The 24,615-nt window shown below is 36.0% G+C and carries 18 protein-coding genes; 11 read left to right on the top strand and 7 right to left on the bottom strand.

What is annotated here, in order from left to right:
* The first annotated feature begins 4 nt into the window (after positions 1-4).
* Positions 5-1,573 (top strand): alkyl hydroperoxide reductase subunit F, encoded by a 1,569-nt coding sequence (gene ahpF, locus DK861_RS13660; RefSeq protein WP_109400475.1) that lies wholly within the window; start codon positions 5-7, stop codon positions 1,571-1,573.
* A gap of 102 nt (positions 1,574-1,675) precedes the next feature.
* Here ahpF and catA read toward each other — a convergent pair whose 3' ends face one another.
* Positions 1,676-2,317: a type A chloramphenicol O-acetyltransferase gene (gene catA, locus DK861_RS13655; protein ID WP_109400474.1), complete on the bottom strand. Its 642-nt coding sequence runs from the start codon at positions 2,315-2,317 to the stop codon at positions 1,676-1,678.
* A 248-nt stretch (positions 2,318-2,565) separates the two neighbouring features.
* Between catA and DK861_RS13650 the strand changes: the two genes are divergently transcribed.
* From DK861_RS13650 to DK861_RS13630, 5 genes are all read left to right on the top strand, one after another.
* Entirely contained in the window at positions 2,566-3,051 is a 486-nt protein-coding gene (locus DK861_RS13650; RefSeq protein WP_072063973.1) for a hypothetical protein, read from the top strand.
* A 48-nt stretch (positions 3,052-3,099) separates the two neighbouring features.
* A complete protein-coding gene (locus tag DK861_RS13645) occupies positions 3,100-3,585 on the top strand; it encodes a GNAT family N-acetyltransferase (protein ID WP_109400627.1) in 486 nt (161 codons plus the stop codon).
* Between the two features lie 191 nt (positions 3,586-3,776).
* Positions 3,777-4,685, top strand: a complete 909-nt coding sequence (locus DK861_RS13640; protein WP_109400473.1) for an AEC family transporter — start codon at positions 3,777-3,779, stop codon at positions 4,683-4,685.
* A gap of 115 nt (positions 4,686-4,800) precedes the next feature.
* A complete protein-coding gene (locus DK861_RS13635) occupies positions 4,801-6,135 on the top strand; it encodes a hypothetical protein (RefSeq protein ID WP_109400472.1) in 1,335 nt (444 codons plus the stop codon).
* A 66-nt stretch (positions 6,136-6,201) separates the two neighbouring features.
* Positions 6,202-7,653, top strand: a complete 1,452-nt coding sequence (locus DK861_RS13630; protein ID WP_109400471.1) for an AMP nucleosidase — start codon at positions 6,202-6,204, stop codon at positions 7,651-7,653.
* Between the two features lie 110 nt (positions 7,654-7,763).
* Here the strand turns inward: DK861_RS13630 and DK861_RS13625 are convergent, their stop codons facing one another.
* Together DK861_RS13625 and DK861_RS13620 are read right to left on the bottom strand one after the other, a co-directional pair.
* Positions 7,764-8,756, bottom strand: a complete 993-nt coding sequence (locus DK861_RS13625) for a tyrosine-type recombinase/integrase (RefSeq protein WP_109400470.1) — start codon at positions 8,754-8,756, stop codon at positions 7,764-7,766.
* A gap of 338 nt (positions 8,757-9,094) precedes the next feature.
* Positions 9,095-10,129 (bottom strand): isoaspartyl peptidase/L-asparaginase, encoded by a 1,035-nt coding sequence (locus DK861_RS13620; RefSeq protein ID WP_109400469.1) that lies wholly within the window; start codon positions 10,127-10,129, stop codon positions 9,095-9,097.
* An 841-nt stretch (positions 10,130-10,970) separates the two neighbouring features.
* Between DK861_RS13620 and DK861_RS13615 the strand changes: the two genes are divergently transcribed.
* The 5 genes from DK861_RS13615 to DK861_RS13595 all read left to right on the top strand — a co-directional run bounded on the left by DK861_RS13615 (position 10,971) and on the right by DK861_RS13595 (position 18,443).
* Positions 10,971-12,044 carry an HlyD family efflux transporter periplasmic adaptor subunit gene (locus tag DK861_RS13615; protein ID WP_072063968.1) on the top strand — a complete coding sequence of 358 codons (1,074 nt, stop codon included), beginning with the start codon at positions 10,971-10,973 and terminating at the stop codon, positions 12,042-12,044.
* Between the two features lie 8 nt (positions 12,045-12,052).
* Complete coding sequence (gene rbbA / locus DK861_RS13610) at positions 12,053-14,809, top strand: ribosome-associated ATPase/putative transporter RbbA (RefSeq protein WP_072064234.1); 2,757 nt, start codon at positions 12,053-12,055, stop codon at positions 14,807-14,809.
* Positions 14,810-15,937, top strand: coding sequence for an ABC transporter permease (locus DK861_RS13605; RefSeq protein WP_109400468.1), 1,128 nt, complete (start codon positions 14,810-14,812; stop codon positions 15,935-15,937). It abuts the gene before it with no gap.
* A gap of 887 nt (positions 15,938-16,824) precedes the next feature.
* Positions 16,825-18,129: an insecticidal delta-endotoxin Cry8Ea1 family protein gene (locus tag DK861_RS13600; RefSeq protein WP_109400467.1), complete on the top strand. Its 1,305-nt coding sequence runs from the start codon at positions 16,825-16,827 to the stop codon at positions 18,127-18,129.
* Between the two features lie 11 nt (positions 18,130-18,140).
* Positions 18,141-18,443: a hypothetical protein gene (locus DK861_RS13595; protein WP_006536752.1), complete on the top strand. Its 303-nt coding sequence runs from the start codon at positions 18,141-18,143 to the stop codon at positions 18,441-18,443.
* Between the two features lie 114 nt (positions 18,444-18,557).
* Here the strand turns inward: DK861_RS13595 and kdpE are convergent, their stop codons facing one another.
* From kdpE to kdpB, 4 genes are read right to left on the bottom strand one after another with little or no spacing between them, the layout of a single operon-like run.
* Positions 18,558-19,241, bottom strand: a complete 684-nt coding sequence (gene kdpE, locus DK861_RS13590; protein WP_109400466.1) for a two-component system response regulator KdpE — start codon at positions 19,239-19,241, stop codon at positions 18,558-18,560.
* Complete coding sequence (gene kdpD / locus DK861_RS13585; RefSeq protein WP_109400465.1) at positions 19,238-21,940, bottom strand: two-component system sensor histidine kinase KdpD; 2,703 nt, start codon at positions 21,938-21,940, stop codon at positions 19,238-19,240. Before kdpD ends, kdpE begins: the two co-directional genes overlap by 4 nt.
* Before the next feature lies 1 nt (position 21,941).
* A complete protein-coding gene (kdpC, locus tag DK861_RS13580; protein WP_109400464.1) occupies positions 21,942-22,538 on the bottom strand; it encodes a potassium-transporting ATPase subunit KdpC in 597 nt (198 codons plus the stop codon).
* Positions 22,539-22,548: 10 nt separating this feature from the next.
* Complete coding sequence (gene kdpB, locus DK861_RS13575) at positions 22,549-24,606, bottom strand: potassium-transporting ATPase subunit KdpB (RefSeq protein ID WP_109400463.1); 2,058 nt, start codon at positions 24,604-24,606, stop codon at positions 22,549-22,551.
* Positions 24,607-24,615 lie beyond the last annotated feature (9 nt).

Genomic DNA, 24,615 nt, shown 5'->3' with positions numbered 1-24,615 from the left:
AAAAATGTTAGATAATAATTTAAAAGCTCAATTGAAAGCTTATTTAGAACGATTAACTCAGCCAGTTGAGTTAGTAGCAACATTAGACGACAGTAAACATTCAGCTGATATTCAAGCGCTATTAAAAGAAATCGAACCATTATCCGATAAAGTCACTTATCGTGAAGATAATAACGCTGATGTGCGTAAACCATCTTTTCTTATTACTAACCCAGGAAAAGAAACGGGTGTTCGCTTTGCTGGTTCGCCATTAGGCCATGAATTTACTTCATTAGTTTTAGCTTTGCTACAAACTGGCGGTCACCCATCAAAAGAAGCGCAAGAATTACTTGAACAAATTCGTCAGTTAGACGGTGAGTTTCATTTCGAAACCTATTATTCGCTCTCTTGTCATAACTGCCCAGATGTTGTTCAGGCATTAAACTTAATGGCGATTTTAAATCCGAAGATCACACATACTGCGATTGACGGAGGCATGTTCCAAAATGAAATTCAGGAACGTAATATCATGGGCGTTCCTGCTGTATTCTTAAATGGCAACGAGTTTGGTCAGGGTCGTATGACCTTAGCTGAAATCGTTAACAAAGTAGACAGCAATGCAGAAAAACGTACTGCAGAATTATTAAACCAAAAAGATGCATTTGATGTATTAATTGTGGGAAGTGGCCCTGCGGGTGCGTCGGCAGCTGTTTATTCAGCTCGTAAAGGTTTGAATACTGGCCTTATTGGTGAACGTTTTGGTGGTCAAGTTCTTGATACTGTTGATATTGAAAACTATATCTCAGTACCAAAAACTGAAGGTGCAAAACTTGCAGGTGCTTTAAAAGCCCATGTTGATGATTACCAAGTGGATGTGATTGATAGCCAAACAGTCAGTCGTTTAATTCCTGGCGCATCAGAAGGGGAATTACACCAAATTGAAACAGCATCAGGTGCGATTTTAAAAACCCGTAGCTTAATTATTGCCACAGGGGCTCGCTGGAGAAATATGAATGTTCCCGGTGAAAATGAGTACCGTACTCGCGGTGTAACTTATTGTCCACACTGTGATGGTCCACTATTTAAAGGTAAAAGAGTTGCTGTTATTGGTGGTGGTAACTCAGGTGTTGAAGCGGCAATTGACTTAGCTGGCTTGGTTGAACACGTAACAGTATTAGAATTCGCTCCAGAAATGAGAGCCGATGCGGTATTACAGAAAAAACTGCGTAGCTTAAGCAATGTAGAGGTTATCTTAAATGCCCAAACTACAGAAGTGTATGGTGATGGTACTAAATTAACCGGTCTCAAATATAAAGATCGCACCAATGATTCTATGCACGATATTGCGCTAGCCGGTATTTTCGTGCAAATCGGTTTATTACCTAATACACAGTGGTTAGAAGGTACAGTTGAGCGTAATAAGATGGGCGAAATTATTGTTGATGCTCGCGGTGAAACCAATATTAAAGGTGTATTTGCTGCGGGTGACTGTACAACAGTACCTTATAAGCAAATCATCATTGCTGCAGGTGAAGGTGCAAAAGCCTCACTTAGCGCCTTTGATTACTTGATTCGCACGAGTGCAAAGAATTAAAAATTAGTTATTAGTATTATTGCTAGTATTGTATGTAAAAAGCATCTCTATTGAGATGCTTTTCCTATTTTGCACTTTTTACTTATTGAAAATTTTCTTTCATTAACCTGAAAAATTATCACATAACTCTTGGAGTTTGTTGATCATTCTAGCTATGTGGAAACCATCACATGTAGCATGGTGCACTTGAATGGATATCGGTAATAAAAACTTGCCACTCTGAAGGGTGTATTTTCCCATAGTAAAAATAGGAGGAAAATAATCTTTTACATTCGCTACATTTAAATTAAATCCATCAAAGCTTACCCAAGGGATCATCGAAATGCAAAAATGATTTTCGGGAAAATTAGCCTTTGCGGATAAACTCAGATTATCTTTATATTTTTGATGATCTTGATTATATCCTTGTGAAAAAGAATGCCAATCCTCAAAGTACTCACTCCATAACTCAGAGAAAGTCTCCGTTTTAGGATGAAAAATAGTGTATGCCGGATTGATATAATCCCAAATAACTAATTCATTATCCTTGATCGCCATTCTAGACTCAGGGTAGCTATTAACTGTTTTTGCAATCAAATAGATCATTACCGGATAAAGCTTAAGATTATTTTTATCTAATACTGTTTTTAAGACAGTAATATCTATTTTGGTGGTTAAGCTAAAGCCACACTGCACGTTGTGTCGATAATGTAAGAAATGCTCTTTTCTATTCCATTGTTCTAAATCGACTTTTTTATAATTCATATTTAAAGCCCTTCTTGTTAAGTAATAAATTTGTTTTTAACGAAGAAGGGCAAAACGGGTTGTCTGAATAGATAGCATCGTAACTCCTTATGTATTTTATATTTTAGTTAAATAAAGGAAAGTATTGAGAGAAGATTATCACATTAAATATCAAAATTTGAAGGTATTTTTGTGCTTTCATTAGATGATGACATAAGTGTATCATGATAAAAACTATAAAATTACTATTTAAAATGAAGGGATTTATTATGCAAGCTAAACTTGCTTATCAATGGAAACAACAAAGGCGTGGGAGACTTTCTTTTTTAGGACTGGAAATTGCGTGGACAATTTTATTTTCTATTGCAGAGAACTTAGCATATCGATGGTATATATCACTTTATCCTGATAAAGTAGAGTTAATCACTGAAAGAGATTTTTACTACTTATTCTCTTTTACACCATATGGCTTAATAGAAATAATATTTTTAATAACACAAGTCTACATATTTACACTTATTTTATCTCAACGAATAAGAGATATAGGTATAAGCTACCCCGTTATTATTTCTCTTATTTTAACAGTTAGTCCTATTTTATTAACCCCATATTTATTATTTAATGCACCATCTATGTTAATGGTATTACTTTCTATTTTATTAATAACAGGGCTGATCGCTTTACTTGCACCATCAGCCTATAAAGTTGACATCAATAAAGACTCAAAAGAAAATAATAATGAAGTAAATGGTTAAACAGTATTTACTAATTTGAGACTCTTGAACAGAATGAATAAGATGGAAATGAGTATGATTCAACTTAGACTCGCTGAACCACAAGAAGCTAAAAGATTGTGGTATTTACGCAATCAAGCACTGCGATTTGGTTGTAAGAATGTTTATCCATCTGAGATTTTAGCTGCTTGGACCCCTGATGAAATGCCTGAAGGATATCGGCAGGCTATTATTGGTAATCCATTTTATGTGATTGATTATCAAGAATACAATATTCCTGTTGCTTCGGGTTTTTTAGATGTTAAAACTGGTTTTGCTGAAGCTATTTTCACATTACCCGAATACATGAGAAAGGGATTTGCTGGACTCATTTTAAAACAATTGAAACATGAAGCAATTAAGAGAGGGCAATCCAAGTTATTTTTAGATGCAACACCTAATGCAGTATCATTTTATTTAAAGCAAGGCTTTAAAGTATTAGAAGGACGTGATTATTATTCTGATTTAGCGAAAGCAAATCTACATTGTTACCGCATGTGTATTGATTTAGAGTAGTTGTTTGTATTTTAATCATCTCAAAAGGATGATTTTTATAATAGACTAAGAATAAAAAAGCTATTCTTAAAATGCGATATAAATTTATTGTTATCATTTTTTGAATTAGTTTTTATATTAATAACATAAAATAGCAATCCGCATGATGTTGCGATATTGTAAAGTATCACGATATCTCTAGGATAAAGACTATGCAAAATGTGTTATTAACGTTATGGCCGTTATTTGCGTTAATTGGGCTCGGTGCAATTTTAAGAAAAAATAAAACATTTGAACCCGCATTTTGGGTAGGGGCTGAAAAGCTTAACTATTTTTTACTTTTTCCTGCCTTATTGCTCAATAGTTTAGCAAATGCACCTTTATCTGATCCTCAATTACCTCATCTTGCTGGAGCTATTTTTTCTGTAGTCATTATTGTCACTCTCTTGTGTATTATTTTAAAAAAAATAACAGGCTGGTCAGCTGGCCGTTTTGGTGCGATCGTTCAAGGCAATATTCGATTTAACACTTATTTAGGTTTAGCTATTGTCGCTGATTTATTTGGTGTTGAAGGATTAGGAATAGCCGCCTTGATATTAGCAACACTAGTTCCTCTATCAAATGTCACTTCAGTACTTTGTTTAACCGCAGGGCAAAATGTGACATTGCGTCAACTAATAGTACCTATCATAAAAAACCCTTTAATCATATCTTGTGTTATGGGGATCATAATAAATCTGTCAGGCGTTGGGCTTCCTTTTGGTAGCGATCAGTTTTTGAAGTTATTAGCCGCAACCAGTTTACCTTTGGGGCTTATTTGTATAGGTGCTGCATTACATCTTTCGACGCTAAAAGCTGAAAGTAAAATGATTGGAGTAAATACAGTTACTCGTTTGCTTATTGTGCCGATAGTAGCATATAGCGTTGCTTATTTTTTAGCTTTATCTCCGTTAGTCATGATGCTTTTGGTTATATTTTTTTCGATACCAACGGCACCTACTTCTTATATTCTAACTAGACAATTAGGTGGGGATTCTAAACTTATGGCGGGAATCATTACTTCTCAAACGATATTTGCTTCGATTACATTACCTATTATTTTAAGTTTTTTATTACCATAGAAAAATTCTCGTTATTAAAAAAGTACTTTTAAAATCAAATGGTATTTTTTTTATATCATAAATTTTATTTCTTGATATTTTAAATTTGATAAATTTAGACTTAGGTATAAAAATTATGGAAATCAATGGTGTCTCAATTTCCCGTTGCAGAATAGAGAAGATAAAAAATGCAGATGATCCATTAATGGCACGAACGTTATGGGAAAAAATAAAAAACTGGTTTGGTATTGGACAAGAAGTGACTGTTATTTTATTAATTAAAGATACTTTTTTTAATCTTGAAACAACTGCATTGGATAAAATAAAAGGATTTTGTCAATTAATGAATTTTTCATCTGATTTGTATAAAGAGAAATTTTTCATTGAAAAAGAAGAAGATAGGGTAACTTTTTCTATTCTTTTGAATGAAACTCACAATGATGAAAAAATAGAGTTTTCATATAATATTAATGAGGATGGATTTCAAGGGATAAAATTAATCGCGGACATAATCATAGCATTGAAAAAGAATGGGTTTAATGATTTACTTATTGATGCTATAAATAAATTTTTAAAAATCGATGTGAAAGATAACGAAAATGATAAAATTAAAAAAGAAATTATCATTGGATTAATAAAAGATAATATTGATAGATTCAAGGGTGAGAGTAATTTCAATAGAGATTATATATTAAAAAATAAATTGTATAAAGAATCCAAATTTGATTGTGATCTATTTCCATATAAATTAAAAAATCTGATTGAAAATGAAGAAAAAGAAATAGACAAATCAATACATAATAATCTATTGGAAAAAATAGAACTTGAATTATTTAAAGATCTATCAAGGATGAACTTGAGTATTAATACTATTCCAATTGCTGACCTAGAAAATAAAACACAAGGTTTAGATGAGATAAAATTCAAAGAAATGGAATTTGAAAAATTAAAGAATGAATTTACAAACTTGGATGAAAATGATAAGGAAATAATCTACTCATTATTATATCAAAAAGGAATTCTTGAATTTAAATCATATTTGATAGAACAAGACCCATTTGCAGGATTAATTAATGTTCCTTATTCAGGAAAAACAACAATAAATGTTATAAAAGAGGATAGTAAAAATAAAATAAGAATTGAAATAGAAAATAAAAAATCATTACAAGATAAAAGTACTAATAATATAGAAAACATAAAGAATTTAATAAATACAGAGTTAGCATATGTTAACGAACAACACTATAATTTAGTTAACCTCGTTACTGAGGAGCTTGTAGGAAAGCCATTTTCATTGGATAAATATTTGAAGGTTACTGAACTTGACACTAGTCTTTCAGAGTTATTATTAGTCGGAAATAAAATTACGTTAGAAGATCATACAAAATTAATTTTCGAATATGATTTTGAAAATAAAACACTTATTCTCGATAATAAAAGCAAATATGAATATGCGATCTTGAAATATTGACTATTGGGCTAAACAGAGCTTCTTGCTATCATGTAGACAAACCAATAATAAGCAAGAGGCTCTTTTATGTCACAACCTCATGATCCAGAGATTCAAAAAATTATTAATCAATTAAAACAACAATATCAAAATGCGGTTGATGCTTTACGCAATGCAATTATTGATTTTGCCCAAGATGGAAAATTACCAGATATAAAACAAAGAGCTGAAGGTATATTTGCTTATCCTCAATTAACTGTACATTGGTATGGTGAAGTTAAAATAGAAGATAAAACACGCGCTTATGGTCGATTATCAAAATCAGGTCATTATTCTACCACAATTACTAATCCTGCCTTATTTGAGAATTACTTATCAGAACAACTTCAATTTATTACTGATGCTTATCATGCTACTTTTGAAGTAACCGCTTCAAAACAAGAAATTCCTTATCCTTTTGTGATCGATGGAACAGGTATTGGTTTTGATAGAAAGATGAGTGCCTCTTTAGCAAAATATTTTCCAACAACTGATTTATCTAAAATCGGTGATGAAATTACTGATGGTTTAATTTGTGATAGGGAAATGTTGCCACTTTCTCATTTTGATGCGTTACGTACTGATTTCTCATTAGCGCGTTTAAAACATTATACAGGTACATTACCTGAAGACGTTCAACCCTATATTTTATATACGAATTATAATCGTTATGTTGATGAATTTGTTCGTTGGGCTTGCGATCAAGTTGCGGATGAAAATAGTCCATATTGTGCACTTTCCTGTGCTGGGTTTCAGCGAATTACAGCAGAAACTGTTGATCCTGAAAAGTTAATATCTGATTTAACTTGGAAGAAATATCAAATGCCAGCCTATCATTTAATAGCTAAAGAAGGTCCCGGAATAACATTAGTTAATATTGGTGTTGGCCCTTCAAATGCTAAGACAATTTGTGATCACCTAGCTGTTTTACGTCCTCATGTTTGGTTAATGATTGGTCATTGTGGTGGATTACGTGAAAGCCAACAACTTGGTGATTATGTTTTGGCTCATGCTTATTTACGCGATGATCATATTTTAGATGACATTTTACCTCCTGATATTCCTATCCCTAATATTGCTGAAGTACAACGTGCACTTTATGATGCGACGAAAATGATCAGTGGTAAGCCGGGGCATGAAATAAAACAAAGATTAAGAACAGGAACTGTTGTTACAACGGATGATCGCAACTGGGAATTACGTTTTTCGGTTTCAGCAAGAAGATTTAACTTAAGTCGCGCTGTCGCTGTTGATATGGAAAGTGCCACAATTGCTGCACAAGGTTATCGTTTTCGGGTTCCTTATGGCACTTTATTGTGTGTATCAGATAAACCATTGCATGGTGAAATAAAATTACCAGGTCAGGCTAATCATTTTTATGAAGGGGCTGTATCCGAACACCTGCAAATTGGTATTCAAGCTATTGAATTACTTAAACAAGAAGAGAGTAATTTACACTCTCGTAAATTAAGAACATTTAATGAGCCACCGTTCAGATAAAAAGTAAGCAATAAAAATCCCTAATTATGAACGGAAACCGATAATTAGGGATTTTTAAGAAGTATTATCAAAATAGCTATTTTTGATAATACGATATTTGGAAATAAAATTTAAAAACGTAAATGTCTCGCGGCTTTTCTTAAACGATCATCTCCACGCCTATCATAACGTTGAGTCGTCATAATACTAGCATGTCCCATGGCATCTTTTACTGTGACAATATCTTCACCGTTATCAAGCATTGCAGAGGCAAATGTTCTTCTTAGATCATGAGGAGCAAATTTATCAATACAACTTTCTTGTTGTCGATTTTCCAAAATATAGTAAATGGCCTGATCAGTGATCCGTTCATCAGTGACATCATCGAATCGACGTATACGAGTGAAAAGAGGGCCATCTTGCGTGCCTCTTATTTCATTAATCCATAATTGAACGCGATCCCAAGTATCATCAGGCATATAAGACATTCGTTCTTTATTACCTTTACCTCTAACAAGAAAAGCTTGATCGCGAAATTGAATATGCTCGTAATTAAGTGCCACTATTTCTGAACGACGTAATCCACAACCTAATAACACACTTAATATTGCGGCATCTCTTAAGCCTTTCGATGAATTGTCTTTTTCACAACTTCTAAATAAAGCACGAATTTCATTGCTAGTGAGTGCTCGGCCTTTAGGTAATCGACTTCCTCTTACAGATTTAACTTGGCGGATATGCTGATAACTTTCAGTATCCATTTGTTTCATTGCCCAAGCTTCTAAAGCAACACCTTTTAATGCTGCAAGATAAGTATTGATAGTGGCAGGGGCTTTATTGGCATCAGATAACATATCAATAATAGCTTGAATATGATGGCGACGAAGAGCTCCCCATTGGCAATTTTTAAGAGAAGAAAAACCGATCATCTTAGCAACAATAGTTAGAAATGATCCCATTGTTTGACGACTACGTTTTGAACCTAAACTCATTAAATAGGCCATTGCTGGATTAGTATGAGCGGGCGAGGTGAATGTTGCATTCAAATCCAATAATGCTTGTTTTTCAGGCAAGACTAGCGATGTTTCAGGTGTTAAGTCCTGATCGTCGTGGTGAAATTCCACTGCTATTTCCTTATTAAATCAACATAACCATGATGAATATTCTAACAGATCCAAAAAAGAAAAAAGCTACTTTTTCAAAGGATCATTTTAATAAGTAGAGACGATCTTGTTTGTTTTATCGTCAGTAAGGTTGTTGTATGAGCTTTTTTAGTGCGAATAACAGTCAAATTAGATTAATGAAAAAATAGGGTAAATAGTGTTAAGAAAAAGAGTAGGGAATAAGAAGGGATAAAAGGCGTTTAGATCGTTTTCGCACCCAAGATTTTCACCTTTTATCGACTTAAAAATAATGAAGATAACAGTAAAAATGGGTGCGAAATAATCAATGGTTAGTTAAATTACTCTTTATAAATTGCGACAACAGGTTTTCCATCATTACCAATTGTGCCACGATACATACCTTCAGAATTAAAACTCATTGTGTAGTTACCTGTTTTATCTAATACGATAACACCACCACTACCATTGATCGCTTTAACTTCATCAAGTGCATTTTGAGCAGCTTCTTCTAAAGGTAAATTTTTATATTTAACTTGGGCTGCGATATTGAAGGCAGTTAATGTTCTGATAAACATTTCACCAGATCCTGTTGCAGATACAGCAACAGTTTCATTATCAGCATAATTACCTGCCCCAATAATTGGGGAATCACCAACTCGGCCATAACGCTTGTTTGTCATTCCTCCCGTAGAAGTTCCCGCTGCTAAGTTGCCATGTTGGTCAAGAGCAACTGCACCAACGGTGCCATATTTATAATCATACATCATAGGATCAACAAAAAGAGCAACCGTTTTACCATCATGGTCTAAAACGACTTGTTCTTTTTCTATTGCTTTTTGAAGCTGTTGCCAACGATGTTCAGTTCTAAAATAGGACGGATCAACAATAGTAAGCCCTTGTTCTTTAGCAAAATGATCAGCACCAGTAGAAACCATCATAACATGTGGGCTTTTTTCCATCACAGCTATGGCGGCATTAATTGGATTTTTAACCGTAGTTACACCTGCAACAGCGCCAGCTTTACGGGTTTTACCATCCATAATAGAAGCATCAAGTTCATTACGACCATCATGGGTAAAAACGGCGCCTTTCCCCGCATTAAATAATGGTGAATCTTCCATGATATTAATCGATTTTTGAACCGCTTCTATACTGGTTCCTCCACTATTTAGAACAGCATATCCAGCATTTAGTGCTTCAGTTAGTTTTTCTTTATATTCTTTTTCTTGTTCTGGCGTGATGGTGTCTTTAGTGATTGTCCCAGCACCACCATGAATGACAAGGCGAATAGGAGGAGCGTTATTTGAAAAAACAGAGGTAGTAAATAGGGTGCAAAGTGTCATTGTGGCGAGTTTATACTTAATATTATTCATATATAACCCTTCTTTTTTAATTAAAATTAACGCGGTATTATCATATGGATTTTACGATCTTGATCTTAAACTCTAATTAATTACATCTATGTACTTTGATAACTAACTGCAATAATCACTATATAAAAAGTTTAAGACATAAGTGGTCTGAACACTTAATTTTCTTTTTAATTTATCGTGTGTTATAGCCTGCTTTTTTATCATTTTAAAATGATAATCAATACGTTGTGTTCTTTTTGTGTTTCTTGGTTTAATGAAGGGAATAAATATAAAATGTAGTTAATAATATTTTTTTAAAAAACAAAATAATATTGTTGTTTTTATTTTTTGTTTTTATTTTATATGATTAAATTTAAAAAAATAAAATTTACTCAATTGTACAATAAATAAATTTTTAATAATGTTAAATAGGGAAATAAATCTATTTTGTATTGAAATGTTTATCAAAAAGCTAAGTAATCTTTAATATTGATTTATCTTTTATAACGTTTTGTTATTGTTTCATCTGTATTTTAATGTAACTAAATTTGGTTTTCTATATACAATTTGTGTGTTTCCTCGAATAATCAAAAAGGGATAATGGATTCTGTGATAAAAGTACTACATTAATTTGAGTTAAAGCTCTATTATAATAACATAATATTTATAATTCATAAGGTTAGCATTTAATATTTTATTTTTTTATAGTGAGTTCGTTAGCTTTATCAACACAAATGAACTATTTTTAAATAGATATAAAATAAAAATTAATACGTCTCATTATTTAACTATTTTCTTACATACAGTGGATAAACATATTTTTGGTGTTCTTTTATGACTAAAGGAAGGTTAAATAATTTATATGAAAAATCAAAACAAGAGTCGTTTTTTTGTTTATAGCATTATTATTGTCGTGGTTGTTGCCGCGGGAATTTTTTGGTGGAAATCTCAAACACCAACACTCCCTTCAGGATTTGCTCAAAGTAATGGGAGAATAGAAGCAACAGAAATTGATATTTCAACGAAAAGTCCAGGAAGAATAGACTCTATTTTAGTTCAAGAAGGAGATTTTGTTAAAGCGGGGGACGTGTTGGCAAACATGGATACTCGAACACTAAAAGAACAACTTCATGAAGTTCAAGCCCAATTAAACCAAGCAAAAAGTAGTGTGGTCACTGCACAATCTGCATTATCACAGCGTAAAAGTGAACAACTTGCAGCCCAAGCCGTTGTTCGTCAACGTATTGCTGAGCTTGATGCTGCACAAAAAAGACTTAATCGTTCTCGTGCATTAGTAAAAACTAATGCTATTTCTATTCAACAATTAGATGATGATATAGCAAGAACAGAAGGAGCAAGGGCTGCAGTTGAAGCAGCTAAAGCTCAAGAAACCGCCACTATTGCAGCAATAGAATCGGCTAAAGCGGGGATCATTCAAGCTAACACAAAAGTAGATGCAGCAACGGCAACCGAAAGACGCATTTTGGCAGAATTGGATGACAGTATTTTAAAAGCACCGCGTAATGGTCGAGTTCAATACCGTGTCGCAGAGCCTGGTGAAGTTTTAGGTGCTGGCGGCCGTGTATTAAATATGGTTGATTTAAGTGATGTTTATATGACTTTCTTTTTACCAACAGAAGCTGCCGGTAAAGCGGCATTAGGAAGTGACGTTCACATTATTCTAGATGCAGCCCCTCATATTGTTATTCCTGCAAAAACAACCTACGTTGCTAGTGTCGCTCAATTTACACCGAAAACCGTTGAAACTGATAATGAACGATTAAAACTTATGTTCCGTGTAAGAGCGCGTATTTCACCTGAATTACTTGAAAAACATCTTGAATATGTAAAAACAGGTTTACCAGGTCGTGCTTATATTCGCTTAGATAACAACCAATCTTGGCCAACTGATTTAGAGGTGAAATTACCACAATGAGTCAAACAATGAGAACGAAAAGTCATTCTCATATCATTGAATTGACTCATGTATCCCAACATTATGGCGATACCAAAGCGCTTGATGATGTGACATTGGCTATTCCTGCTGGGAAAATGGTCGGGTTAATTGGCCCAGATGGCGTAGGGAAATCGAGCTTGATCTCGCTTATTTCTGGTGCGAGAGAAATCCAAACTGGGCAAGTAATTGTGTTAAACGGTGATATGAATGATGTTGAACACCGAAGAGCTGTCTGTCCTCGTATTGCCTATATGCCTCAAGGATTAGGTAAAAACCTTTATCACACGCTTTCTGTTTTTGAAAATGTTGATTTTTTTGGCCGTTTATTTGGTCAATCAAAACAAGAGCGGGCAGAACGCATAAATGATTTACTTGAAAGTACTGGTTTAGCCCCATTCCGTGATAGACCGGCGGGTAAACTTTCTGGGGGAATGAAACAAAAATTGGGTTTATGTTGTGCACTTATTCATGATCCAGAATTACTTATTCTTGATGAACCGACTACTGGCGTTGACCCATTATCGCGAGCGCAATTTTGGGAATTAATTAACCGTATACGTAAGCGTCAAAAAAATATGAGCGTGTTAGTTGCGACCGCTTATATGGAAGAAGCTGAGCGTTTTGACTGGTTGGTTGCGATGGATGCAGGAAAAATATTAGCAACAGGCCATGCTGATGAATTAAAAGCCCAAACACATACTGATGAACTAGAAGCTGCCTTTATCGAATTATTGCCAGAAGAGAAAAAGAAAGATCACCAAAAAGTGATTATTCCACCAAGAGATAAAAGTGATGATGATACCATCGCTATTGAAGCGCAAGATTTAACTATGCGTTTTGGGCAATTTGTTGCAGTAGACCACGTAAGCTTCCGTATCCCTAAAGGAGAAATTTTTGGGTTTTTAGGATCGAATGGTTGTGGTAAATCAACCACAATGAAAATGCTGACAGGTTTACTTGAAGCGAGCGAAGGGCGGGCTTGGTTATTTGGTCAAGAAGTTGATCCTAAAGATATTGAAACTCGTCGCCGTGTTGGCTATATGTCTCAAGCATTTTCACTTTATAGTGAATTGACTGTACGACAGAATCTTGAATTACACGCCAAGCTTTTTCATATTCCAGAAGAAGAAATTCCTCAACGTGTTAAGGAAATGAGTGAGCGTTTTAATTTAACTGATGTTGAAGAAATGATGCCCGATGGGTTGCCATTAGGTATTCGTCAGCGTTTGTCACTCGCAGTTGCTGTTATCCATAAACCTGAAATGCTGATATTGGATGAACCGACTTCAGGGGTTGACCCCATTGCGCGAGATATGTTTTGGAACTTGATGGTTGACCTATCTAGACGTGACGGTGTCACTATTTTTATCTCAACTCACTTTATGAATGAAGCGGCACGTTGTGACAGAATGTCACTAATGCATGCTGGTAAAGTATTAGTCACAGATACACCGGCAAATTTAGTTAAAAATAGCCAATTTGATACACTTGAAGAAGTCTTTATTGATTACCTTAAAAAGGCATCGGGTGAACAAGAAGCTTCTGAACTTAATGAAAAAAGCCTACAACTTCCTGCATCTAGTGATGAAAGTGCAGAAAAAGCGTTAAAACAGCGCTTTAGCCTACGACGTCTATTTAGTTATAGTATTCGTGAAGGTATGGAGTTACGCCGAGATCCTGTGCGTCTTACTTTAGCACTATTAGGTACGGTGATCCTGATGTTTATTATGGGTTACGGTATTAGTTTGGATGTTGAAAATTTACGCTTTGGTATTATGGATCGAGATCAAACAGGGTTAAGTCAGGCATATAGCCAAAACCTTTCTGGCTCTCGTTACTTTATTGAAAAAGCACCAATTACAGATTATGACCAACTTGAACGGAGACTCCGTAGTGGAGATATTACGGTTGCGATTGAAATTCCGCCTAACTTTGCTCGGGATATTGCTAAAGGTCATACTGTAAAAATAGGTGTTTGGATTGATGGCGCAATGCCTAATCGGGCTGAAACAGTTCGCGGTTATATTCAGGCAATGCATTTAACATGGATGCTTGATATGGCTATGCGCCAACCAACTAATGTAGTTGATAAATTATCACCCATTAATATAGAAACCCGCTATCGCTATAATCCTGATGTAAAAAGTTTACCTGCAATTGTACCTGCTGTTATTCCTCTTTTATTAATGATGATCCCCGCAATGTTAAGTGCGTTGAGTGTGGTTCGTGAAAAAGAGCTTGGTTCTATTATCAATCTTTATGTTACACCTGTCACTAAAGCAGAGTTTTTGTTAGGCAAGCAATTTCCTTATATCTTATTGGGTATGTTTAACTTCTTTATGCTCTGCGCGCTTTCTGTCTTTGTGTTTGGGGTGAGTTTTAAAGGAAGTATGTTAACGCTTTCTTTAGGTGCATTACTCTATATCACTATTGCTACAGGAATGGGATTACTTATTTCTTGCTTTATGAAAAGTCAGATTGCCGCTATTTTTGGTACTTCAATTATTACCTTAATTCCAGCAACACAATTTTCAGGAATGATTGACCCTGTTTCATCACTGGAAGGCATAGGTAAATGGATAGGGCATATTTATCCTACATCTCACTTTTTAACTATCACAAGAGGGACATTCTCTAAGGGATTAAACCTTTTTGATTTACCTTGGTCTTTTATTCCTATGCTTATCACTATTCCAATTGTTATTGGATTGAGTATCTTTTTCTTGAAAAAGCAGGAGGCTTAAATGTGGCGCACAATTCAAAATGTGTTTAATTTAGGCGTAAAAGAACTGCGCAGTCTCTCTCGTGATAAAGCGATGCTGGCATTAATTGTATTTGCTTTTACTGTGTCAATTTACTCATCTGCGACTGTTACACCCGGTTCGTTACATCATGCGCCGATTGCCGTTGCTGATCAGGACAAATCTCAGCTATCCGCACGTATTGTAAATAGTTTTTATATGCCTTATTTCTTACCTCCAGCCGATATTACGCCTGAGCAAATTGATGGTTTGTTAGATAGAGGTACTTATACCTTTGCACTTGATATCCCGCCTAATTTTCAGCGTGATCTTTTAGCGGGTCGAAAGCCGGAAATACAAGTTAATATTGATGCAACGAGAATGAGCCAAGCTTTCTTAGGTAATAGTTATATTCAAAACATTATAATGGGTGAAGCGAAAACCTTTTTAGCGAAAAATAGAACCAATGATCCACTGCCAGTTGATTTGGAAGTTAGGATGAGTTTTAACCCGAATCTGACACAATCTTGGTTTGGTTCTGTTATGGCAATTATCAATAATATCACTATGTTATCGATAGTATTAACAGGAGCTGCATTAATAAGAGAACGAGAGCATGGCACTATTGAGCACTTACTGGTTATGCCAGTTACTCCCTTTGAAATAATGCTCTCTAAGATATGGTCAATGGGATTGGTTGTATTATTGGCATCAGCTATGTCACTGGTATTAGTCGTGAAATCTTTACTTCATGTTCCTATTGAAGGCTCTGTTCTACTGTTTATGTGTGGTGTTGCTTTAAGCTTATTTGCAACAACCTCGATAGGTATTTTTTTAGGAACAATGGCTCGTTCAATGCCTCAATTTGGATTATTGATGATTATGGTATTATTGCCATTGAATATGTTATCAGGAGGGATGACATCGCGGGAAAGTATGCCTCAGTTTGTTCAGGATGTTATGCAAACAATGCCAACTACACACTTTGTTAGCTTAGCTCAGGCTATTTTATATCGTGGTGCTGACTTCTCAATTGTGTGGCCTCAATTCATTATCTTAATTGTTATTGGCTCGGTGTTTTTTTTATTAGCTTTATTACGTTTTAGAAAAACCATTTCGGCTATGGCCTAATAAATTTAAATATTAATCGATAAATTAACCTATTTTCTTCTATTATTAAATATAGAAGGGAATAGGTTTTTTATTAATTTAATTATCTAAGGTTGGTGTTTTTTACTTAACGATGATATTTCAATGATGATATTTCAATAAATAATATTCACGAAGGTAAATAATCTATTTAAGGTAAGGCGTTAATTAAAATTAATTAATAAAGGATTTTATCCATTACTTGAATGACATAGTTTATATGTTTTTTTAATAAGGCTAATTTTATGAGAATAATGAAATTATTAAAAAAAGCAATAAGAGAAAGGAAATTTAATAAGGAAGAAAAAATTGGCATAGATATAATGGATGTGAAACCCATTAGAGATAAATTATAATTTGTTATTTGGGCATCAACGTTTTTTAGACAATAATACTGGTTTAACAATAGGTAGAAGTAAATAGCATTTTGTTTTTAATCCTGATGGTGTTTTATCAAATAATAGACATACAGTCGGATATATATGCTTAGAATCATAACCTAATGGTGATGCAACAATTGAAGGTCAATCTGTGATACTCAAAGAGAACTGTAAAATGATGGTGGTTTTTTGGCTAACCAACAGCGCCCTTGATGACACCTTAATGCTAAGAGATTGCCTGAAAAAAGCATAGACTATTTTTAGGAAAAGTCACTGAAACATAAGGAAATAATTGCGAAACCTTGCCTTGCGTTAGATTTATTACATTTCCCTTTGAAAAGTCATATACATCTGCACTATAAAAGATAAGATTTTCTTATTGGTTTTTGATTTATTAGTTTCTGGTAAGGGCGGAAACTAATTGAGAGAAAACACATTAAGTCACTTATTCTGTTTTTTTTATCATTGCTATAATTTAAGAGGCTAAATATGTCATCTACACTTAAGCTTAATGATGGTTTATCTGATATCGGTTCGATAATACATTATGGTATCAGTCAGATCCCAGTGATTGGAGGTGTACTAAGCACCATTTTTGGCCTTTTATGGCCAACAGATAAGGAAGATATATGGAGTACAATTAAACAGGAAGTGCAAAGCCTTATTAATGAAGATATTCAAGAGGACGACTGGAATCGCCTTGTGGCCGCAGTAAACGAGCTTCAGGATAAAGTATCATTTATCAATGACCAGTTAATTAATGCCCAGTATGATACTGCGGGCCCTGAACTGATGACAGTGGTTGTAGATATAATTGGAATTGAAGAAAACTTCAAAATAGAAGGGACTAATTTCAAATATGCATTTGCTCCACTTTTTGTCGCCGCTGTGAATTTAAAAATTGCCTTATATCTTGAAGGGATTAAATACTCTAATCATTTAAGATTAAGTCAAGATCAAGTTAATCAATTAAAGTCATTGCTTCAAAAAGATGTTCAAAGCGCCAAGAGTTATTTATCTCCAATAAATTCGGCAATAGGCAGTACTTATCTTAACAACATACAGACCTACTTTAGTGTTAAGTTATATTATGAAACAAGCGTGTCTTTATTTAATGAACTATGGTCAGGGGATTATGACGACTATAATGCTCCTGCACCGCTGGAAAATTACTACGTTCCAGTCATGGCAGCTGGATCTTTCTATAAGCTTATAAGCCTAGACGGGCAAAATTTCTCAGTGCCTATGGCATTTGCTGAAGTAGCTGATAACTCAATGATGCCTTCTACAAACATCCTGGGATCTTTATATCAGGAGCCAACATCTTATCCAGATGGCTATATTAATTTTATCGATGTTTATACAGACTTGTCAGTGTCACATCGAACTACTGGGTTAATGTTTACCTGTAGTGGATCTGATGAACAATATGAAATGGGTATGACGCCAAATAACAATGACTCATTCAATGTTGGACAAAACACCATGAGTATTAATGTTGAGGGTGGTGAGTTCATTAATCAGGTGTCTGTGAGAGCGGACTCTTTTGTTTCACAAATTGAGTTCACCACTAATCTTAATAATACAATGGTAGCAGGTCAGCATCCTGATGATGACCCTATGCAAGAAGTCACTTTAGTCAGCCCATTTTCAATTAACTCCATGTATGTGGTCTCTGATGTTGCAGGATATATACAATCATCTGGCCATCAAATGTGCGGGATAGCGATTTCAGCAATATATAATAATGAACTTGCGATGCAATATGTCAGCAGTCTATATAAAAACAGTTAAGGAGGTGCGTTATGTCGACTAATTATGTTATTCAACCTTTGGAAACAGTTACAGTATGGGACGATGCTGAGCCTATCATTCCAACAGTTACTAAAAGTGTAATTGTGACTAATAATGGTGAAACGAAATTAGAAGTTGTGAATTACTGGGCACCACCGTCACATGTTTTTTATCCCGATACCACATATTGGGTTGAACCCAATGACACGATTATCGTTCAAGCACCCGAACGATCATTTTACTACTACAGAGTTAATGTAACTAACTCGGATGATACCAAGGTGGGTGCGGCTATCGTTGAAATTGTAGATTAGCATTTACTTGATGGTCAGGAGGTTCAATTACCTTTTTTGAATCTCCTGCCATGAGTAGTGGCAAGAGTTGATCAATGTACTCAAATGTCACTTGTGGTGGGATTTTGAGTTTAGTTAAGGCATAAATCGATAGCCGATCCCTGTTTCTGTCATAAAATGCAGCGGACATGCGGGATCGGTTTCTAGTTTTTGGCGTAAATGTCCCATATAAATGCGCAAATAGTGACTATGTTCAACGAAATTAGGCCCCCAAACATGTTGCATTAAATGCCGTTGAGTAAGTACTTTACCACTGTTATTAACTAATTCACTTAGTAAACGAAATTCTGTCGGCGTTAAATGAATGGGTTCATTTTGACGAGTAACAATACGATTAACCCAATCAATCGTAATATCACCAAAAGTAAATTGTGTACTTTGTGTTTCTTGTTTAACAAAACGGCGTAGTGATGCTCTGATTCTGGCGAGTAGTTCACTAATACCAAAAGGTTTCGTCAGATAATCATCCGCTCCTGCATCAAGTGCTTTCACTTTATCTTGCTCTGAATCTCGTGCTGAAAGTACGATAACGGGTGTACTACTCCATTGGCGAAAATCTTGAATAAAACAGAGACCATCTTTGTCTGGCAAACCAAGATCAAGAATAACTAAATCAGGTTTTCTTGATGCGGCTTCAATTAATCCTCGTTGGCATTCATTGGCTTCATAAACACGAAATCCTTCGTTCTCTAAAGCTAGCCGAACAAAGCGTAAAATCTCTTTTTCATCTTCAATAATTAAAATGTTATATGGAGTCACTGTTTTATTTCAATCTCATCAATATCAGGGAGTGATTTTAAAGGTAAAACAAAGTGGAAGCTTGCTCCACCTTTTTTATTGTTTTCAGCCCAAATTTCACCTTCATGTAAGTGAATAATGGCGCTACATATGGCTAAACCTAATCCAACACCAGGAATTGCGGATTCTTTTACTGCACGTGAAAATTTATTAAAAATAAGTTGTAGTTGGTCGGTTGGGATCCCATGCCCCTCATCCCATACTTCAACATGAATTTTAGCGACATCAATATAGGCTTTTACTCCAACTTTTGTGTTTGATGTCGTATATTTCACTGCATTTTCAAGTAAGTTCGTGATAACTCGTTCAATTAAATTACCATCGCAATAAAGCAATAAATCAGCAGAAATATCAATTTGTAATGGATGTTTATCAAGTAAATAAGAGAGAGAACGAATGGCACTTCCCGTTATTTCTTGTAGCGAATTCCATTGTAAATTCACTTGAATGCCACCGGATTGAATACGTGCCATATCCAGTAAATTATTGACTAACCGTGAGGTTGTCAGGATCTGCTGTCGAATTTGGTTAACTTGCTCTGTATGGGATGAACCTTCAGCACTTAAATCGAGAAGCAAAATCTCTGATTGTCCAAAAAGCACAGTAAGCGGTGTTTTTAAATCATGAGAAAGTGCGGCTAATAATGCATTTCTTAATTGCTCTCTTTCGATATTAATTCGAGATTGTTCTGCAATTTCAGCCTGTTGTAATCGCTCAAGGGCATTAGCAATTAAACCATTAAAAGTTTGCAATAGCTGCTGTTGCTCCGGGATAAGTAGTTGACGAAGATTATTCGGTTCAATCGCTAAAATAGCTAAAACTTGTTGAGAGGCGGTAATAGGATGTAATTGGTAAGGCACACTTGGTAGAGTATCTGTGCCTGCACCAGCAATTTGATCTTTATCACAACACCAGCGTGCAATGGCATTATCGATAGGTAAAAGCCCCATGCCTTGTGCATGAAAAGGTGTTAATTCACCTTGTTTGTTGGGTAGTAATAAACACACTTTGGCATCAAAGGCACTTGATAAAAAATGATAACTAGTGCGAACAATTTCTTGTAACGTTACCGCTCGACCCAGTTCTCTCGTCATTTCAAATAAGTGGCGAGTGCGCTGTTCTCGATAACGGGCGACGCGGGTTTGATAACGCATACCCGCAGTTAAATTACCAACCACTAATCCGACAATAAGCATCACTGTAAAAGTGACCAAATACTGCATATCGAGTACAGCGAGCGAAAAGTGAGGCTGTACAAAAAACAGGTCAAAACTAATAACATTAATTAATGCCGCAAAAATAGAAGGGCGACGACCAAAAAAGAGTGCAATTAATACAACACCCAACAAATAGAGTGTGACTAAATTGGCTTTATCAAGTGCTAATAGAAATGTGCGTGAGAATAAGGTGATCGCTAAACATAATCCAATCGCTGTAAAATAACCTTTTATCTCTTGTCGCCATTTATCATTTTGTAGTGGTGCTGTTTTGGTTTTATAACGTATGTCCTCATCATTGAGGGCGACACTGATAACATGGAGATCAGGTGCATAACGCGCTAATTTTTCTGCAAAACGCATCCGTATCCAGCGTTTTAACCATTGCCATTTTTGGTAAGCACGTTGACCAATAACCACTTTTCCAAGATTATGCTCTCTGGCGTAACGGATCACGGCCTTTTCAGCTTGGTTATCAGAAAGGATCGCCGTTCTCGCACCTAGATGTTGTGCTAATTTTAGAGAGTGTAAGATAGCTCGGCGTTTATGCTCTCCAATTTGATGAAGCTTAGGCGTTTCAACATAAATAGCATGCCATTGGCAACCAAAGGCGGCAGCATAACGCGCTGCCGTGCGAACTAATTTGTCGTTACCGCCATGAGCGCCGAGACAAACCATCAGACTATCTGTGGTGTGCCAAACAGGGGCCGTTCCTTGGCTATCTCGAAACTCTTTAACTTGTGTATCAACTCTATCTGCCATACGGCGTAAGGCTAATTCTCGTAGTGCGATTAAATTACCTTTACGAAAAAAGTGTTCAATCGCACGTTCTGCTTGTCCAGCTAGATAGACTTTGCCTTCATGTAAACGTTGTTGTAGATCATCAGGTGGTAAATCCACCATAACCACTTCATCAGCACTATCGAAAATATAGTCAGGGATCGTCTCTTGGACACGAATTCCTGTAATACTCCCGACGATATCATTAAGACTTTCAATGTGTTGTACATTTATTGTGGCAAGTACATCAATACCTGCATCCAATAGTTCTTCCACATCTTGCCAGCGCTTAGGATGTCGGCATTTATGAGGATTACTAAATGCCAGTTCATCCATTAAGATCACCGCCGGATGCCTAGCTAATGCGGCATCTAAATCAAACGCGACAAGCTTTCTACCGTGATGGTGAATACGTTGTAGTGGTAATAAAGGTAATCCGTGCAGTAACGCAGCCGTTTCTTGCCTTTGGTGCGTTTCAACAACACCAGCAAGGACATCAATACCTTGCTGATGGAGACGTTGAGCTTCTTGTAACATGGCGTAAGTTTTCCCTACACCTGCACAGGCACCAAAAAATATTTTTAAACGCCCACGAGTTGTTGTTCGCGTTGAAGCGAGTAAATCATCAGGAGAAGGGCGTTGCCATTGCTGATCGAGTTCCATTTTATTGAGTACTCACTTTTTGCTGCTTTTCTGCACTTAATTTATCAAGTGCTTGATTTAGCATAAATACATTTACAACAGGGTCACCCATAAATGACATCAGCGGTGATGTTGTATTGTCTTTTATTAACTGCTCAATTTCATTTTTAGTGAGTTGGCGAGAATAAGCAATATTTTCAATTTGATAATAAGCTGCTTGTAATGAAATATGAGGATCAAGTCCACTTCCTGATGCTGTGACTAAATCAACAGGAACAACATGTTGATTATGCGTTGCTTTCTTCCATATTTGAATACGTTGAGTTACCTCATTAAGTAATAATGGATTTGATGTTGCTAGTTGGCTGGCACCTGATGCCATGCTGTTATAGGGCATTTCGGATGTCATTGATGGGCGACTTTTAAAATAATCATTCCGCGTAAATTGTTGCCCAATCAACTCAGAACCAATAAGTTTATTATCTTGATAAATCAGTGAGCCGTTCGCTTGCCATGGAAAAATAAGGTTGGCTAATCCTGTAACAAACAAAGGATAAGCGAGTCCGGTTATTAGTGTGAGTAATAATAACATCACTAATGATGAACGAAATAGATGCATATAGAACTCCTTAAAACCCAATAAACGCTAAGATCATATCGATGATTTTAATGCCAATAAAAGGGACTAATAATCCACTGATCCCGTATAAAGAGAGGTTACGACGTAATAATGAGTGCGCAGAGACAGGACGATAATGAACACCTTTAAGAGCAAGAGGGATCAAAAAGATAATAATTAAGGCGTTAAAAATAACCGCAGATAGCATTGCAGATGCGGGTGAATGTAAGTTCATGATATTAAGCATGTTGAGCTGTGGATAGGTGACAGCAAAAGCAGCTGGAATAATAGCGAAGTATTTAGCAATATCGTTGGAAATACTAAATGTTGTTAAAGCGCCTCGTGTCATTAGCATTTGTTTACCGATATGTACAACTTCGATTAATTTTGTTGGATTAGAGTCTAAATCAACCATATTGCCTGCTTCTTTGGCGGCTTGAGTACCTGAGTTCATCGCAACAGCAACATCGGCTTGTGCTAATGCAGGGGCATCATTAGTACCATCACCTGTCATTGCAACTAATCGACCTTCTGATTGATATTGACGAATTAATGCTAATTTTGCCTCAGGTGTTGCTTCAGCCAGAAAATCATCTACACCAGACTCTGCTGCGATAGCTGCCGCCGTAAGATGATTATCACCCGTGATCATGACGGTTTTTATCCCCATTTGGCGAAGTTGAGCAAAGCGCTCTTTAATTCCACCTTTCACAATATCTTTAAGTTCAACAACACCTAAGATTTTCTGATTTTCAACTACCACCAGCGGTGTCCCACCCGTTCTGGCGACTTGTTCGACTATCGCGGTGACTTCATCAGGGAAATGGCCGTGACTGACTTCAATATGACGACGAATAGCATCAACGGAGCCTTTGCGGATCAAGCGCTCTCCTAAATTAACGCCGCTCATTCTTGTCATTGCAGAAAAGGGAATAAAAGATGCTCCAATTGATGCTAAATCACGTTCGCGCAAATTAAAACGCTGCTTAGCGAGGATCACAATGCTTCTGCCTTCAGGCGTTTCATCTGCAAGTGAGCTTAGCTGTGCCGCATCGGCGAGCTGTTTTTCACTAATACCTGAAAGAGGGATAAAACGAGAAGCTTGGCGATTACCCAGTGTAATTGTGCCTGTTTTATCAAGTAGTAAGACATCAACATCACCTGCGGCCTCAACCGCTCGCCCACTGGTTGCAATCACATTGGCATCAAGCATTCGGCTCATGCCTGCCACACCAATTGATGAAAGTAAACCGCCAATCGTAGTAGGAATAAGACACACTAATAAAGCGATTAAAGTGACAACTGAAATAATATCGCCATGCCCTTGAAATTCGACAGCAAACACACTGAATGGATAAAGAGTAACGCACGCCAATAAGAAAATAAGTGTCAGGGCTGTTAATAAGATAGTTAAAGCAACTTCATTCGGCGTTTTTCTACGCTTCGCACCTTCTACCATTCCAATCATGCGGTCGAGAAATGAATTACCTGCCTCAGCAGTACAGCGAATAATTAGCCAATCGGACAATACTCGAGTACCGCCAGTCACAGAAGAAAAATCACCACCTGACTCACGGATCACGGGTGCTGATTCGCCCGTAATCGCACTTTCATCAACAGAGGCACCACCTTCTATGACTTCACCATCACAAGGAATGACTTCACCCGCGTTAACTAAAACAATATCACCTTTATGTAATGAGAAAGAATCAACGGTTTCTTTCGGTGCATTGATGTCAGCGTGATGTAAACGTACTGCTTTAGATTGTCGTTTAGCGCCACGTAAGCTAGCAGCTTGTGCTTTGCTTCGACTTTCTGCTAATGACTCAGCAAAATTGGCAAATAACAATGTTACCCATAACCAAAACATTACTTGTAAAGTAAAGTGATTATCATCAGGGAAATAACCTAATAATGAAGCAATCCAAATACTGGTCGTTAAAAGCGCGCCAACATAAACAATAAACATCACCGGGTTACGCCATTGCGCTTGAGGTGTACATTTTTTTATCGCATCAAAGAAAGCCGATATCACGGTTTTTTTATCAAATAGTTGAGTTGTTTTCATGATACGTTT

The sequence above is a fragment of the Proteus sp. TJ1640 genome (genome assembly GCF_003144445.1).
Classification (GTDB): domain Bacteria; phylum Pseudomonadota; class Gammaproteobacteria; order Enterobacterales; family Enterobacteriaceae; genus Proteus; species Proteus penneri.
This window is presented reverse-complemented; position numbering and strand designations above follow the sequence as displayed.